Source organism: Mesorhizobium sp. M2A.F.Ca.ET.037.01.1.1 (genome assembly GCF_003998075.1).
Lineage (GTDB): Bacteria > Pseudomonadota > Alphaproteobacteria > Rhizobiales > Rhizobiaceae > Mesorhizobium.
This window is the reverse complement of the sequence record NZ_RZSA01000036.1, coordinates 1-14,198: the sequence shown is the minus strand read 5'-3', so window position 1 is coordinate 14,198 and position 14,198 is coordinate 1. Positions and strand designations below refer to the sequence as shown.

Sequence of the window (14,198 nt, the reverse complement as noted above, 5' to 3'; positions counted from 1 at the left end):
TGTCCCAGGCGGGGATCTTGGCGTCGCCATAGGACGGGTGCGGCGCGCGTGCATAGGGCAGGTCGTAGACGGCGTCCATCTCCTCGGAGGTCAGCGGGATGGGCGGCGGATTGAGCCACAGGTCGCGGTCGCCATGGCGCTGGACGAGCGGGCGGGCATTGCCGGGATTGGCCTCGCGGTGCAGCACGCGCGAGGCGCGGGCATAGGCATCGCGATCGCCCTCGACCTGCTCGAACGATGGCAGCCGGATCGCGATATCGCCGGGCTTGCGGCTGGCGCCTTCGTCGGCGGAATCGAGATCGTCGGCATGGAGTTCCGTAAAATGCTCGGGCACGCGGCGAAACAGGGCGACGCCCCTGATGGCGTCGAGCTGGCGTGGCGTGTCGCCGGCGGCGAGCCGGTTCGCCACCTCGACGACGGCGCGCTCGGCATTACCGTAGATCAAGAGGTCGGCCTTGGCATCGGCCAGGATCGAGCGGCGCACCTTGTCGGACCAGTAGTCGTAGTGGGCGATGCGGCGCAGCGAGGCTTCGATGCCGCCCAGCACGATAGGCACGTCCTTGAAGGCCTCGCGGCAGCGCTGCGTATAGACGATCGTGCAGCGGTCCGGCCGCTTGCCGCCCTCGCCGCCCGCCGTATAGGCGTCATCATGGCGCAGCTTGCGATCCGACGTATAGCGGTTGACCATGGAATCGAGGTTGCCGCCGGTGACGCCGAAGAACAGCCTTGGCCTGCCCAGCGCCTTGAACGGCTCGGCCGACTGCCAGTCGGGCTGCGAGATGATGCCGACCCGAAACCCCTGGGATTCGAGCAGACGGCCGATGATCGCCATGCCGAAGCTCGGATGATCGACATAGGCATCGCCCGTGACCAGCACGATGTCGCATTCATCCCAGCCGAGCGCCGCCATCTCGGCGCGGCTCATCGGCAGGAACGGCGCAGCCTCCCGGGCGGGAGAGCCGCGGACCGACAGGGGAGTGATTTCTCTCTGGGCGCTGGCTATGGTTTCCATCGGCCGACGTATAGGCCGCCGCCAAGGGGAATTCAATTAAGCTCGATCTTGGGCTCCGGAAATGCATTGGGACGATGGAGCGCGCCCGCTTATGGGTTGCGTCGAGCAGGGCCTCAAAACCCGAAAGGCCGGGCGCCGCAGCAGGAGCGCGTAATTCCACCAAGAGAATGGAGGTCTTGGTTACCACGCCCATCAGCACAACCAGGCCAATTACCACGGGCATTGGAGAAGCTGGTGCCTGCCACCACTGGAGGCAGTCGTGCTCCACGGCAAACTGCAGCATTTTCCACTTTGAGGCGAAATAGTTCTCAACTATGGTCTTGCTAGGCTTAAGGCATGGGGGATTGCCGATGGTTCTATCACGCAGGGGTGTCGTGATCGGCGGCCTGGCGCTGGTCGCGGTCGGTGCAACCGGCAATATTGTTCAAGCCGCGACCGCGAAATCCTTTTTCGCCGGCACCGCCATCGACAACAATTTCGTCTATCGAAAGACCAACTTCGCCAAGATAGACAAGAGATGGCATCGCCAGATCGTCAAGTATTTCAGCAGCGAGCCGGTCGGCACCGTCGTGGTCGATACCCGCCACCACTTCCTCTACCTCATCATGGAAAACAAGACCGCCATCCGCTACGGCGTCGGCGTCGGCAAGGAAGGCTTCAAATGGTACGGTCGCGCGACGATCGAGCGCCGCGCGCTATGGCCGCAATGGGTCCCGCCGCCCGAAATGCGTAAGCGCAGGCCGGAACTGCCGGACATGATCGCAGGCGGCGCGTCCAACAATCCGCTCGGGCCACGCGCGCTCTATCTGTACCGCGACGGCGCCGACATCGGCTACCGCCTGCACGGTACGCTGGAGCCATGGAGCATCGGCACCGACGCTTCCAGCGGCTGCATCCGCATGTTCCCGGAAGACATAATCGACCTTTACCAGCGGTGCCCGATCGGCACCGCGGTGGAAGTCCTGCCGCACATCGCCGACCAGGCGCCCGCTTCCACCTCTGTCGAATGATGGCGCCTCATGGACCGCATGATTGAAAACACCCGCCGGCTGCTCGCCGCCAGCCTACTGGTGCTGACCGCATCCTGCTCGACCAGCAACACGCTGGCCCCTTCCACGCCCGACGTCACCAACGCCGAGATTGCCGCCTTCCAGAACGTGCAGCCGGGCAGTGAGGAGGATTTTATCCTTAATGTCGGCCGCCGCACCTATTTCACGAAAGGTTCGGCCGCGCTCGATTCTGTCGCCAAGACCACCCTCGACACCCAGATCGCCTGGTTAGCAAAGTATCCGCGCTGGCTGCTCAAGCTGCAGGGTTTCGCCGACGATCCCGGCGCAAACGAAACGGCGCTGTCGCAGCAGCGCGCCGATGCAGTGATGGACTACCTCGCCGCCGGCGGCATAGACCGTAGTCGCATGTGGGCCAAGGGTTACGGCAAGGACAGGCTCGTCCGCGACTGCCCTGACGCCGCCTGCAGGTCGCAGAACCGCCGCGTTGTGTCTAATTTGCGCGATGAGAGGGACGAGCCGTAGAGGGGGAGTTGTCTCAGGAGATGGGAGCGGCTGGTCAACGCCATTGCGAAGGGCCATGGCGACCCAACCGTGCTGGGACCGCAATCAACAACGCTGAACGAAGAGCCCAAGAGCATTTTGGCAGGGTTGCATCGGGTACCCGCTGCGACCGATCGTGCTGCACCCTGCGGTGCTCGCCCGCTACGAGGGGCAACTGAACCAACTTCGGACGGGGCGTGCCAAGGGCATTGCTTCCTGGCGATTCCGGATGTGCAGGGGCAATGCGTGGCCTGATCGAAACCGTTACGGTGTTTCGAGATCCTCGAAAACCGGCGCGTTGAAGTCGAAATCGCTGGTCGGATGACGGCACTCTTGGCAACAACGCCTTCCCCACAGCGTCCAAGGAGTAGGGGGAAGATGGTAGCGGGAGAGGGACTTGAACCCCCGACCCCAGGATTATGATTCCCGTGCTCTAACCAACTGAGCTACCCCGCCAGGGTGGCAAATGGCCCGGAAAACCGTCCAGAAGGAACGGGCGTCGCGAGGCGTTCGCCAAGGTCGCGCGGATATAAGGTTGGGAGGGTGAGCCTGTCAAGCTTGGATGAGGCCGACATGTGGGCATAATCCGGCCGGCCCAATCTCATCCCAGAAAAGCTTTGCCGGACAGACACTCAGGACATCTCCCGGGGTTGAGTTCGGCGGGGCACGTCGCTATGTCTCGGCCATGAAATTCTAGAGTTTGAACGAATGAAGCCGCGCATCGCCGTCCTCGGTTGCGGATACTGGGGCAGCAACCATATCCGCACCCTCAAGGCGCTTGGCGCGCTCTATGCCGTTTCCGACGTCAACCGCGCCCGCGCCGAAGGTTTCGCCAGCGAGCAGGACTGCCTGGCGATCGAGCCGGACAGGCTGTTCGAGAGAAACGATATCGACGCCATCGTCATGGCGCTGCCGCCGCAATTCCATGCCGACACCGCCGTGCGGGCCGTCGAAAGCGGCAAGGACGTGCTGGTGGAGAAGCCGATCGCGCTGACCGTCGCGGACGCCGAGCGCGCGGTGAAGGCGGCCAAGGACAATGGCCGTGTCTTCATGGTCGGCCATGTGCTGCGCTTCCATCCGGCCTTCGAGACGCTGAAAGGGCTGATCGACAATGGCGAGCTCGGCGAGGTTCGCTACATCCATTCGCACCGGCTCGGTCTCGGCAAGTTTCACACCGAGAACGACGCGCTCTGGGACCTTGCGCCGCACGACTTGTCGATGATCCTGGCCATCCCCGGCACCGAGCCGATCGAGGTGAGGGGCGAGGGCGCGGCGCTGCTCGACAATCTCAGCGACTTCGCGCATCTGCATATGCGCTTCCCGAACGGCCTGCGCAGCCATCTCTTCGCCTCGCGCCTCAATCCCTATCGGGAGCGGCGGCTGACGGTCGTCGGCACCAAGGCGATGGCCGTGTTCGACGACGTCGAGCCCTGGGAGCGCAAGCTTGCTGTCTACCGCCACGCGGTCTGGCAGGACAGCGGCCAATGGGCGTTCACGGCCAACGAGCCCTCCTACGTGCCGGTCGGCGAGGGCATGCCGCTGACGCGCGAGCTTGCCCATTTCATGCAATGCATCGAGACGCGCGCCGAGCCGCGCACCGATGGCGAGGAAGCGATCCGGGTGCTGCGCATCCTGACCGCCGGCACGGTCATACACACCGGCTCGTCGGTCTGAGCCGTCCTGAAGCAGCGACGATAAGACTAAGAACTCACTCGGCGGGAATCTGCGCCGGCCTCGCCGCAAGCCTGGACAGCATGGCCTCGGCCTCGGCGCCACGCTCGGAACGCTCGATGAAACCGCCGCCGAACACCCGCGCCTCGTTGCCGTCGTCGGAATAGAGCACGCAGGCCTGTCCGGGCGCGATGCCGGACTCGCCGTCGGCCAGCTCGACCGACGTCACGCCGTTGCGGTGATGCAGCACGGCCGGGCGCGGCGGCCTGGTCGAGCGGACTTTTGCGAAGAGCTCGATGCCGCCGGCCGGAACGTCCGACAGCGGCCCGTCGCCAAGCCAGTTCATGGCGCGCAGATAGATCTTGTGCGTCTCCAGCGCCTCGCGTGGGCCGACGATGACGCGCGCCCGGTCGGCGTCGAGATGGACGACATAGAGCGGCTCGCCGGAGGCGATGCCGATGCCGCGGCGCTGGCCGATGGTGTAGCGCAGGATGCCTTCGTGGCGGCCGAGCACGCGGCCATCGATATGGACGATGTCGCCTGGGTTGGCGGCCGCGGGCTTCAGCTTGGCGATGATGTCGGAATATCTGCCCTGCGGGACGAAGCAGATGTCCTGGCTGTCCTGCTTGGCGGCGACGGTCAGCCCCATCTCCTCGGCAATGGCGCGGACCTGCGGCTTGGACAGGCCGCCGAGGGGAAATCGCAGATAATCGATCTGCGCCTGCGTGGTGGCGAACAGGAAATAGCTCTGGTCGCGGTCGGCGTCGACCGGCCGGTAGAGGGCGCGATGCGCGCCGTTGGCGCGCGAGCGGATGTAGTGGCCGGTGGCCAAGGCGTCGGCGCCGAGATCCTGCGCGGTGGCCAGAAGGTCGGCGAACTTCACCGTCTGATTGCACGATACGCAAGGGATCGGCGTCTCGCCGGCGACGTAGCTCTCGGCAAAGGGATCGATGACCGCCTTGCGGAAACGCTCCTCATAGTCGAGCACATAATGCGGAATGCCGAGCGTTTCGGAAACGCGGCGGGCGTCGTCTATGTCCTGGCCGGCGCAGCACGAACCGGCGCGATGGGTGGCGGCGCCGTGATCGTAGAGCTGCAGCGTCACGCCGACGACGTCATAGCCTTCACGCTTCAGGATGCCCGCGACCACGGACGAATCGACACCGCCCGACATCGCGACGACGACGCGGGTTTCTTCTGGGCGGCGAGGGAGGTTGAGGCTGTTCATGGTGCTTTCACTGTGCGGCGCTCAATGCCAATGGCCGGAATATAGGTCAAGCGCCCCGCCTGCGCCAGCTTGCGGCCCAGGACGAAATTACCGGCAATTTCAGGGCCTGGAGGCCGGTGTTTCAAATTCTAAACGATATCCTAACCGGGCGTTCACGATCCTTACCTAGTGATTAGGGTTCGCTTAGGCAATTTTTAAAGCTGTGGCGGTACTGTGGCGGGGATTGGGTCTTTGAGTTTTTAGTAGAGAGTACGATGACCGATCTGGTTAGACCTAGAGTCAAGTATGTTATTGGGCCCGACGGCAGCCCTCTTACCATCGCCGATCTGCCGCCGACGAACACGCGGCGCTGGGTTATCCGGCGCAAGGCGGAAGTTGTCGCAGCGGTGCGCGGCGGCCTGCTCAGCCTTGAGGAAGCCTGCCAGCGCTACAAGCTCACCACCGAAGAATTTCTATCCTGGCAGGCATCGATCGACGAATACGGCCTTGCCGGGCTGCGCACCACGCGGATCCAGCAATACCGGCACTAGGCTGGACAGACATTAACGAAAAGGGCGCGACGTTCCGCGCCCTTTTCGCTTTTGTAAAACCTCAGACCGTCAGCACGACCTTGCCAATTGGTCGGGTGGTCAAAAATGCATGGGCTGCTCCCGCCTGGTCGAGCGGGAAGGTCTTCGCCACATGTGGCGAGAGCTTGCCTGCATCCACCAGCTTGGCAAGCTCGACCAGACCATCGCGGTCGGGCACCACGGACATGCGCTCGACGTGGATACCGCGCGCGCTGGCCTTCGCCCTGGTGGCATCGTGAACGTTGAGCAGCGAAACCAGAACGCCGCCGTCACGCAGGACTGCCAGCGACTGGTCGGCATGGTCGCCGCCGATCGGATCCAGAACCAGATCGACATTGCCGACTTTCCCCGTGAAATCGTCCTTGGCGTAGTCGATCACCTCGTCGGCGCCGAGCGCGCGGACGAAATCCGTTTTGCCTGGACTGGCCGTGGCAATGACGTAGGCGCCAAGCGCCTTGGCGATCTGCACCGCCAGGTGGCCGACGCCGCCGGCACCGGCATGGATCAGCGCGCGTTGGCCCGCCTGCAGGCGGCCGTGGCGGACGAGGCCCTGCCAGGCCGTCAGGCCGGCGAGCGGCAAGGCCGCGGCATGCGCGTGGTCGATGGCCGCGGGCTTCGCGGCTATCTCGTCCACCGGCGCCGCGGCAAGCTCGGCATAGGCTCCAGCCTGCTTGGGAAAGCGCGGCATGCCGAATACCGCGTCGCCGACCTTGAAGGCGGTCACGCCGGCGCCGAGCGCGGCGACGATTCCTGAAATATCCCAGCCGAGAATGAAGGGCGGCTCGCCGAGCAGTGGGTGGGAACCGCCGCGCACGGCGCCGTCGACTGGGTTGATGCCCGCCGCCTTGACGCGCACGAGCACCTCGCCGGGCTTGGGCGCGGGGTCAGGCTGCTCGGCGACGAAAAGGACCTCGGGTCCGCCGACGGAAGTCTGGACAACGGCACGCATGAACGCCTCCTGTTCAAGTGGATGTGCCGCTATCTTTTGGATAGTAATAGCTGATTGTCGAGTATGCACCTTTTTGATATATAGGCACCCTATGGATAGTGAAGATGTTTCACCGCTCGGTTACGACGCGTTCCGGCGCACCTGCCCGTCGCACACCGTGCTCGAGATGCTGGCCAGCAAATGGGTTTATCTTACCGTCTGCGCGCTGCGGCGCGGCCGGTTGCGCAATGGCGAGCTGGCGCGCAAGATGGAAGGCATCACGCCCAAGATGCTGACCCAGACGCTGCGTGTGCTGGAGCGCGACGGTCTTGTGCGGCGCGAGATGTTTCCCGTCATTCCGCCGCGCGTGGAGTATGAACTCACGGAGCTTGGCCAGAACCTGGCGGGGCTGCTCAGCCAGATACGCTCATGGGCCGAAGAGCATGCGCCGGAAATCAAGGAAGCCCGAGCCCGGGCATCGGCTGATCATGACGAGATGGCCGTGTCCTGAAGCAGGCGACGAGGCTGATTCGACCGGCTGGCGGTGCTGAAGCTGCCGGCGGAATGCCTCCGGCTCGATATGTCTGCCGCAATGACTGCAATATGCCGGCAATCAGCCGATCATGGCGCTGCGGCCGCCTATTTCGGCGTCGCGGATCTTGGTGTCGCGCGATTCCAGCATCTCCGCCTTGGAAAGCTCCGCTTCAGCTTCGCCGAGTAATGATTCGGCAGTGCTTCGCTGCTGGGCGAGGTCGCTTTGCGAATTTCTAAGGTTGTCGCGGCGAAGGCGGGCCGCTTTGGCGAAGGTCGGATAGGCGAAATGGTTGATGTCGGTGATGCCGGCTTTTTTCTCTTCGGCGATGATCTGCGCTTCCAGCTCAACGGCCATGCGTTCGAACTCGGCGATCATCATGTCCAGCTGCAAGAGCTGCCGCCGCTTCTCATTCACCTGAAATTGCTTCAGCCGAACGAGGTTTTCACGTGACTTCATGATTCGATACTCCGCAAACGCACACCTGCAATACCGTCCAGTCCGCCCGGAACGACCCAAGCGCCGCCCGTTTCCCCCGGCTTTCCCTGGGCTATAGGAAACAAAGCCCTAAAGATTTTCGCCGGCGGTAACCATTCGTTTACGGGCATTGTTAATCATACGGGCGAGGACTTAAGGCCGGGTAAAAATTTCCGGCTCTCGGCGGAAGCCCAGGCCAGCGAGTCTCTGGAGTCACTTAGGCTGACTTTTTGATGTGGTGCATTAGCGGTTTGCGTATGTGATTCGTTATTAGATTCAAGTGGGTGTAGAAAGGGGTTAAAAAATCTGGTATCGTGTATGACACGAAATTAGGATTTGTTAACCAGTCGGTGGCACCTTCTGTTCAGGCAATCACTGCTCCGGGTCCCGGACGGGTCGTGACACGGCCCGGCAGCAGAAAAGGGGAATGAAATGCGTGTTCTGCTGATTGAAGATGACAGTGCAACCGCACAGAGCATCGAATTGATGCTGAAATCGGAGAGCTTCAACGTCTATACGACCGATCTCGGCGAAGAAGGTGTCGACCTCGGCAAGCTCTACGATTACGACATCATCCTTCTGGATCTCAATCTCCCCGACATGTCGGGTTATGAAGTCCTGCGCACGCTGCGCCTCTCCAAGGTCAAGACGCCGATCCTGATCCTGTCCGGCATGGCCGGTATCGAGGACAAAGTGCGCGGCCTCGGCTTCGGCGCCGACGATTATATGACCAAGCCGTTCCACAAGGACGAACTGGTGGCGCGCATCCACGCCATCGTGCGCCGCTCCAAGGGCCACGCCCAGTCGGTCATCACCACGGGCGACCTGGTGGTCAATCTCGACGCCAAGACCGTCGAGGTCGGCGGTCAGCGCGTGCACCTGACCGGCAAGGAATATCAGATGCTGGAGCTGCTCTCGCTGCGCAAGGGCACCACGCTCACCAAGGAAATGTTCCTCAACCATCTCTATGGCGGCATGGACGAGCCGGAGCTGAAGATCATCGACGTCTTCATCTGCAAGCTGCGCAAGAAGCTCGACGCGGCATCCGGTGGCCAGAACTACATCGAGACGGTGTGGGGCCGCGGCTATGTGCTGCGCGAACCGGAAGATATCCGCGTCAGCGCGTAAGCGATCCAAACGGTTTCAAGCAAAAACCCGGCTCAGGCCGGGTTTTTTGTTGGACCGCTCCCTGCGAATTAGGCGGCGATCTTGAGGAAACGGAAGCTTTCGAGCAACTGCGCGCGGTTGAAGGGCTTCAGCAGATAGCCCTGTGCGCCGGCGCGCTTGGCGCGCATGATCGCGGCCACATCGACCTCGACCAGCGAGACCAGGATCTGGGGCTTGATGGGAGCTTCCATAGCGCGGATGCGGCGAATAAGGTCCACCGCCTGGACGTCGGCCAGCCCGCCGTCGATGACGATGACGTCCGGCATGCCGTCGGCGCAGATTTCGGTAGCCTCGACCCCGGTCGACGCCTCGACGACAATGATGTCCGAGCCGCCAAGAATACGTTTAGCGACCTTCCTGATGACGCTCGAATCATCGACGAAAAGGCAACGCTTCATGTCCGGATCCTCTTTGCCATCTGCCGAACCGGCAGCCTCCGGGTAACCGGCGATGATCATAGGCCAATCTGGTAAAGAAGCTGAAAAGCCGTTAGGTAAAGTTTTTCCAAACAGGGCATCGCGCGGTTTTTGGTCACGACGCTGTTACATGGATCACGGCCGGCATTGCTCGATCTGCACAGCCGCCGCAAATATTAGCAATAAGAGATACTTCTATTTTCTTAGGCGGCCGTCAGCACGATCTCTTCGGGAGTCGCGTGGATCGAGATCGTCATGTTGGCCTCGCGCGCCAGGAGCAGCGTGTAGTAAGGCTGGACCGAATGGGCGTCGATCGGCTCCTCCGGCTTATGCCCGGAATGCAGTTCGAGGAATTTCGGCGGCACGCGCAGCATCGGTCCACTGGCCGACAGCGAAAAGCGCGGTTCGGTTTCGAGGTTTTCCAGCGTGATCACCAGCTTGCCGCCGCGCGGGATCGCCGCATGGGCGACAAGAATGAGGTTGAGCAGCAGCTTGACCTTGTTCTTGGGCAGCAGCGCGCGCGAGCCGTTCCATACAAGTTCCGGTTTTTCGTTCTTCAAGAAGGCGATGGCCACGGCTTCGGCATCACCGGTGTCGATCATCATCCCGGCGGAACCCGCGGCGCCGAAGGCTATGCGGGCAAACTGCAGCCGCGCCGAGGCGTTTTTGGCGCTCTGGCGAATGAGCTTCATGGCGTCTTCGTCGGCGCCGCCTTCGTCGAGCAGTTCCAGGCCGTTGTTGATTGCGCCGACCGGCGAAATGATGTCGTGGCAGACGCGGCTGCAAAGCAGCGCTGCGAGATCGGGCGCGGAAAGAGTGAAGAGCTCGGCCATCGGTGAAATCCCTGCTTAAGTCACTTGTTCACGGCTGAGCGACCGTTTTCGCGCCCGCCCACACGAATCACGTGCCTCCCCAAGGCTTTCTGAATACACAGCGCCTGAGCGCGCAGCAACAAATCCAAATTGCCGAGCCTGAAAATGGTGCGTTCACGGGGGGAAAACCGGTGGTCGGGGCTAAAGCCCAGCCTTCGAACCGCCATCTTCGTGTGGGAGCTTAATGGTTGAAAAAGGATTACGGCATAGTTTGCCCGTGATAGCCACCCTGAACGGCCGCCAAGAGCCGCAAGGGTGCGAGGCGTCGGCGAAAGTGCTCCCTGACGGAGATTGGAAGCATGTTTTCCCGATACTACGACCGGACATTCGTCCGTGTCCTTACCGTGACCATCACACTCCTAGGGGCTTTGATCCTTTCGACCGCGGCATCGCGGGCTCAACAGTACACAGCTCAGGAAATCATCGATTCCGGTCATAAATTCTTCGGCGAGACATCCGGTGGCCTGGCCACAGTCGTCGAGAAGATATTCGCGTCCTACGGCCTGCCGAACGGCTACCTGCTGGGCGAGGAGGGGTCCGGGGCCCTCATCGGCGGCCTGACCTATGGCGAGGGGACGCTCTACACCAAGAACGCCGGCGACCATAAGGTATTCTGGCAAGGGCCGTCGCTCGGCTGGGATTTCGGCGGCGAGGGCTCCCGGGTGATGATGCTGGTCTACAACCTCGACGACATCAGCAGCCTCTACAACCGCTTCGGCGGCGTTGCGGGCTCCGCCTATGTCATTGCCGGCGTGGGCTTCAACGTGCTGCAGAGCAATCGCGTGCTGCTGGTGCCGATCCGCACCGGCGTCGGCGCCCGCCTCGGGGTCAATCTCGGCTATCTGAAGCTCACCGAAAGGCCGACCTGGAACCCGTTCTGATCGGGTTCTGCCCGTTACAATCGCTCGGACCGTGCTGATCACGCCGCGGCAAGCTCTTGCCGCAGCGTTGAATTTCCGCCATGCCAAGATGGCACAATCCAGCGATTGCCGCTCCGTAAAGTGGATAGCTCGCCTTGGTCCAGTCGGTTCTGTTCTTCGCACTCGGTTTCCTGTGCGCCGTTTTCCTGGTGTCGCTGATCGCGCCGGCGGTCTGGCGGCGGGCCGTCGTGCTGACGCGCAGACGCCTGGAGGCGTCGCTGCCGCTGACACAAGCCGAGATCCAGGCGGACAAGGACCGGGTCCGGGCGGAATATGCAATGACGACGCGCCGGCTGGAGATAACCGTCAAGAACTTGCAGGAGAAGGTGGCCGAGCAGCTGGTGGAGATCGCTCGCGGGCACGAGGCCCTGAAGGGGCTCGCGGTCGAAAAGAAGGACAAGAACCAGGCGCTCTCCGATTTGCAGGCCAAAAATGCGGAGCTCAGGCAACGCGAGGAGGATTTGCACCGCCTCTCGGAAAAGCACGCGCAGGCCGAGCGGGCGTTGGAGAAGCGTGCGCTGGAGCTGCAGAAGCTCGAGCAGATGTATGATGACGCCAGTTTCTCGTCGTCGAACCGCCAGATCGAGCTGGTTGCGCGCGAGTCCGAGCTGGAAAAGCTCGCCAGCGACATCGCGTTGCTCAAGGGCCAGCGCAAGGAGGCGGACCGCCACAGCCAGGAAATCGCCTCGGAAAGCAAGGCTGCGCGCGAAGCGTTGAAGGTCGAGAAGAAGAAAACGGCCGAGCTCGAGAAGAAGGTGGAGCGGCTGCTCGCCACGCTCGCCGACCGTGAGGAGAAGCTCGACCGGCGCGAGAAGGACCTTGCTCGAATGCGCGAACGTTCGAAGGAGACCGCCGTGGCAAACGGCGTCGCGCGGCTGACTGCCGGCCCGGATGCGAAAAGCGACGATGTCGACAAGGCGATCGCCAAGCTCGAGGCCGACCGGGAACGGCTGGAGGCAAGGCTGACGGCCCTGGCGCGTGAGAACAAGCGGCTGAAAACCGATCTTGCCGACTCGGGGACAGTAATGCCGGAATCGGCGGGCGATGCACGCTCCGGCGCCGGCCTTCGCGAACAGATGAACGAACTGGCGGCCGAGGTGGTCAATCTGACGATGAAGCTCGAAGGGCCGGATTCCACTATCGCCAAGGCGCTGGCGAGTGAGGGGCAGCAGAATGGGCGCGGCATCAGCCTTGCCGACCGCGTGAGGGCGTTGCAGAAGGCCGGCTCGTCCAACTGAGGAGACGATCGCGAGGCGCCCCCGGACTGTTCCGCGGGCCACTACCGGTTTGAAAAGTGATGCAAAGCGACGGCCGAAGCTGCCGCGACGTTCAGGCTGTCGAAGCCTTTCGCCATGGCGATCCGTACCGTGTGCAGTCTGGCAAGCAGCTCTTGTGGCAGGCCTTCGCCTTCAGTGCCGAGATAGAGCGCCAGGCGTGCTGGCCGCTCCGCATCGCGGATGTTGGTTGCGCCACGCGGCGAGAGCGCGAACTGGCTGAAGCCAAGCCGATCGAGCGTCGCGGTGAAGGCTGCGGTATCGTCGAAGGACGCGAAGGGAACCTTCAGCGCCGCGCCGACCGAAACGCGGATCGCCTTGCGGTAAAGCGGATCGCAGCAGGTCCGGTCGAGCAGTACCGCGTCCGCGCCGAAGGCCGCGGCATTGCGGAAGATCGCCCCCATATTGTCGTGATTGGAGATGCCGACCAGGACGACGGCCAAGGCTTGCCGAGGCAAGTCTTGCACCAGAAGCTCGGCGGGCGCCGGATCGCCGCGCATGCCGATCGCCAGGACGCCGCGATGCATGTGGAAGCCGGCGATCCGGTCCATGACCTCGCCGGCCGCGACATAGATCGGGAAATCCGAAGGCGCCTTGCGCAGGATTTCCTGCAGGCCCGCCAGCCGATTTTCGAGGATAAGAGCCGACTCGGCAGCGAAGCGCCCTGTCGACAGCAAGAGGTCCAGCACCACCTTGCCTTCGGCGACGAAGCGGCCGTGGCGGCCGACGAGGTCACGCTCGCGGATGTGGAAGATAGGCGGCGACGCGCGGGTCCTGGGGATCGTCGATAGGGATGATGTTCATACAGGCCTCGCCGAGAATGGTCAGCGAGGTAATGAGCCACTGGCGCCGCGGGTCAAGCCCCGGCGCGACGCAACCGATAGGCCATCTGAGAGAGATCGCCGTCGCCGAAAATGCCTTCCAGCATGCGCAGCAATTCGCGCACCGCTTCGGATTTGCAGGAATAGTAGATCATCTGGCGGTCGCGCCGGGTCTCGACAAGATCGAGCGCCCTCAGCTTGGCGAGATGCTGCGACAGCGCGGACTGGCTGAGTTGCACCTTTTCGGCGATGGCGCCGACCGACATTTCTTCGTCGATCAGATGGGCCACGATCAGCAAACGCTTTTCGTTACCCATGAGAGTGAGAAAGGCGGCGGCCGATTCCGCATTGGCCATTAGTCTGTTTGAGATCATAGATCCCCCAAGGGTCCTGGCTCATCCTGGCGCCAGGGGGCAATGGCGCCTGATTCCACAATGTTCAGATGTCGACAGGCGCTGCTGAATCAGCGCCATAACAAAGGTAGATCATTTCGTTTAACTATCAAGCGTTGCTTTCGCCGGCGCGCGATCAACTATCGCTCTTGCTCTGCCGCGCGTCCCGTTTTCGCCATCTCGACGAGCACCGAACGCAATTCGCGCGCGGCTTGCAAAGGCTGGGGAAAGAAGATCCTGCAGGTCGCGTCCGGTGCGGCGAGATCCATGCCGTCGGCATCGAAGCCGGTGACGGTCCAGCCGTCGCCCGCGGCGCGGCCGAAGTGACGGGCATAAAGGGCAATCGCGTCGCGATGGTCGGCATTCATG

Annotated in this window: 15 protein-coding genes, 1 tRNA gene and 2 pseudogenes; 8 read left to right on the top strand and 10 right to left on the bottom strand. The window is 62.7% G+C overall.

Features of this window, described 5'->3' with window-relative positions; genetic code table 11:
- Window positions 1–1,012: pseudogene (locus EOA27_RS03630) on the bottom strand (YgiQ family radical SAM protein); the annotation flags it as partial.
- 350 nt (window positions 1,013–1,362) lie between these two features.
- Here EOA27_RS03630 and EOA27_RS03625 point away from each other — a divergent pair.
- Together EOA27_RS03625 and EOA27_RS03620 are read left to right on the top strand one after the other, a co-directional pair.
- A complete protein-coding gene (locus EOA27_RS03625; protein ID WP_126081573.1) occupies window positions 1,363–2,022 on the top strand; it encodes a L,D-transpeptidase in 660 nt (219 codons plus the stop codon).
- Window positions 2,023–2,031: 9 nt separating this feature from the next.
- A complete protein-coding gene (locus EOA27_RS03620; RefSeq protein ID WP_126081574.1) occupies window positions 2,032–2,544 on the top strand; it encodes an OmpA family protein in 513 nt (170 codons plus the stop codon).
- 397 nt (window positions 2,545–2,941) lie between these two features.
- Here EOA27_RS03620 and EOA27_RS03615 read toward each other — a convergent pair.
- Window positions 2,942–3,018 (bottom strand) — tRNA-Met (locus EOA27_RS03615).
- Between the two features lie 252 nt (window positions 3,019–3,270).
- Here EOA27_RS03615 and EOA27_RS03610 point away from each other — a divergent pair.
- Complete coding sequence (locus tag EOA27_RS03610; RefSeq protein WP_127255474.1) at window positions 3,271–4,236, top strand: Gfo/Idh/MocA family oxidoreductase; 966 nt, start codon at window positions 3,271–3,273, stop codon at window positions 4,234–4,236.
- A gap of 34 nt (window positions 4,237–4,270) precedes the next feature.
- Here the strand turns inward: EOA27_RS03610 and mnmA are convergent, their stop codons facing one another.
- Window positions 4,271–5,461, bottom strand: a complete 1,191-nt coding sequence (gene mnmA, locus EOA27_RS03605) for a tRNA 2-thiouridine(34) synthase MnmA (protein WP_126081576.1) — start codon at window positions 5,459–5,461, stop codon at window positions 4,271–4,273.
- Window positions 5,462–5,715: 254 nt separating this feature from the next.
- Here mnmA and EOA27_RS03600 point away from each other — a divergent pair, with 254 nt between their 5' ends.
- Window positions 5,716–5,991: a DUF1153 domain-containing protein gene (locus EOA27_RS03600; protein ID WP_006203587.1), complete on the top strand. Its 276-nt coding sequence runs from the start codon at window positions 5,716–5,718 to the stop codon at window positions 5,989–5,991.
- Window positions 5,992–6,052: 61 nt separating this feature from the next.
- Here the strand turns inward: EOA27_RS03600 and EOA27_RS03595 are convergent, their stop codons facing one another.
- Window positions 6,053–6,979, bottom strand: a complete 927-nt coding sequence (locus EOA27_RS03595) for an NADP-dependent oxidoreductase (RefSeq protein ID WP_126081577.1) — start codon at window positions 6,977–6,979, stop codon at window positions 6,053–6,055.
- Window positions 6,980–7,070: 91 nt separating this feature from the next.
- On the opposite strand from EOA27_RS03595, the gene EOA27_RS03590 reads away from it, so the two are divergent.
- Window positions 7,071–7,469, top strand: a complete 399-nt coding sequence (locus EOA27_RS03590; RefSeq protein ID WP_126081578.1) for a helix-turn-helix domain-containing protein — start codon at window positions 7,071–7,073, stop codon at window positions 7,467–7,469.
- Window positions 7,470–7,571: 102 nt separating this feature from the next.
- Here the strand turns inward: EOA27_RS03590 and EOA27_RS03585 are convergent, their stop codons facing one another.
- Complete coding sequence (locus EOA27_RS03585) at window positions 7,572–7,949, bottom strand: flagellar export protein FliJ (RefSeq protein WP_126064596.1); 378 nt, start codon at window positions 7,947–7,949, stop codon at window positions 7,572–7,574.
- 450 nt (window positions 7,950–8,399) lie between these two features.
- Here EOA27_RS03585 and ctrA point away from each other — a divergent pair, with 450 nt between their 5' ends.
- The gene (gene ctrA / locus EOA27_RS03580) at window positions 8,400–9,095 is read left to right on the top strand and encodes a cell cycle two-component system response regulator CtrA (protein WP_006203583.1); all 696 of its coding nucleotides are present in this window, start codon (window positions 8,400–8,402) and stop codon (window positions 9,093–9,095) included.
- Between the two features lie 68 nt (window positions 9,096–9,163).
- Here ctrA and EOA27_RS03575 read toward each other — a convergent pair whose 3' ends face one another.
- Window positions 9,164–9,532, bottom strand: a complete 369-nt coding sequence (locus tag EOA27_RS03575; RefSeq protein WP_126081579.1) for a response regulator — start codon at window positions 9,530–9,532, stop codon at window positions 9,164–9,166.
- Window positions 9,533–9,753: 221 nt separating this feature from the next.
- Entirely contained in the window at window positions 9,754–10,383 is a 630-nt protein-coding gene (locus EOA27_RS03570) for a histidine phosphotransferase family protein (protein WP_042640350.1), read from the bottom strand.
- Between the two features lie 338 nt (window positions 10,384–10,721).
- On the opposite strand from EOA27_RS03570, the gene EOA27_RS03565 reads away from it, so the two are divergent.
- Both EOA27_RS03565 and EOA27_RS03560 read left to right on the top strand, forming a co-directional pair.
- Window positions 10,722–11,303: an EipA family protein gene (locus tag EOA27_RS03565; protein WP_126081580.1), complete on the top strand. Its 582-nt coding sequence runs from the start codon at window positions 10,722–10,724 to the stop codon at window positions 11,301–11,303.
- A 134-nt stretch (window positions 11,304–11,437) separates the two neighbouring features.
- A complete protein-coding gene (locus EOA27_RS03560; protein WP_126081581.1) occupies window positions 11,438–12,580 on the top strand; it encodes a hypothetical protein in 1,143 nt (380 codons plus the stop codon).
- Between the two features lie 41 nt (window positions 12,581–12,621).
- Here EOA27_RS03560 and EOA27_RS03555 read toward each other — a convergent pair.
- The 3 genes and pseudogenes from EOA27_RS03555 to EOA27_RS03545 all read right to left on the bottom strand — a co-directional run.
- Window positions 12,622–13,420, bottom strand: a pseudogene (locus EOA27_RS03555) (RNA methyltransferase).
- 52 nt (window positions 13,421–13,472) lie between these two features.
- The gene (locus EOA27_RS03550) at window positions 13,473–13,811 is read right to left on the bottom strand and encodes a metalloregulator ArsR/SmtB family transcription factor (protein WP_126081582.1); all 339 of its coding nucleotides are present in this window, start codon (window positions 13,809–13,811) and stop codon (window positions 13,473–13,475) included.
- Between the two features lie 158 nt (window positions 13,812–13,969).
- The coding region (locus tag EOA27_RS03545; protein WP_145970254.1) for a DUF2470 domain-containing protein at window positions 13,970–14,198 on the bottom strand (229 nt) is incomplete at its 5' end.

Bases quoted from the DNA above. Each gene is read 5' to 3' on its own strand.
- EOA27_RS03570 (WP_042640350.1), bottom strand. From the start codon at position 10,383: ATGGCCGAGCTCTTCACTCTTTCCGCGCCCGATCTCGCAGCGCTGCTT.
- EOA27_RS03550 (WP_126081582.1), bottom strand. From the start codon at position 13,811: ATGATCTCAAACAGACTAATGGCCAATGCGGAATCGGCCGCCGCCTTT.
- EOA27_RS03595 (WP_126081577.1), bottom strand. From the start codon at position 6,979: ATGCGTGCCGTTGTCCAGACTTCCGTCGGCGGACCCGAGGTCCTTTTC.
- ctrA (WP_006203583.1), top strand. From the start codon at position 8,400: ATGCGTGTTCTGCTGATTGAAGATGACAGTGCAACCGCACAGAGCATC.
- EOA27_RS03625 (WP_126081573.1), top strand. From the start codon at position 1,363: ATGGTTCTATCACGCAGGGGTGTCGTGATCGGCGGCCTGGCGCTGGTC.
- mnmA (WP_126081576.1), bottom strand. From the start codon at position 5,461: ATGAACAGCCTCAACCTCCCTCGCCGCCCAGAAGAAACCCGCGTCGTC.
- EOA27_RS03610 (WP_127255474.1), top strand. From the start codon at position 3,271: ATGAAGCCGCGCATCGCCGTCCTCGGTTGCGGATACTGGGGCAGCAAC.
- EOA27_RS03585 (WP_126064596.1), bottom strand. From the start codon at position 7,949: ATGAAGTCACGTGAAAACCTCGTTCGGCTGAAGCAATTTCAGGTGAAT.
- EOA27_RS03620 (WP_126081574.1), top strand. From the start codon at position 2,032: ATGGACCGCATGATTGAAAACACCCGCCGGCTGCTCGCCGCCAGCCTA.
- EOA27_RS03600 (WP_006203587.1), top strand. From the start codon at position 5,716: ATGACCGATCTGGTTAGACCTAGAGTCAAGTATGTTATTGGGCCCGAC.
- EOA27_RS03565 (WP_126081580.1), top strand. From the start codon at position 10,722: ATGTTTTCCCGATACTACGACCGGACATTCGTCCGTGTCCTTACCGTG.
- EOA27_RS03590 (WP_126081578.1), top strand. From the start codon at position 7,071: ATGGATAGTGAAGATGTTTCACCGCTCGGTTACGACGCGTTCCGGCGC.
- EOA27_RS03575 (WP_126081579.1), bottom strand. From the start codon at position 9,532: ATGAAGCGTTGCCTTTTCGTCGATGATTCGAGCGTCATCAGGAAGGTC.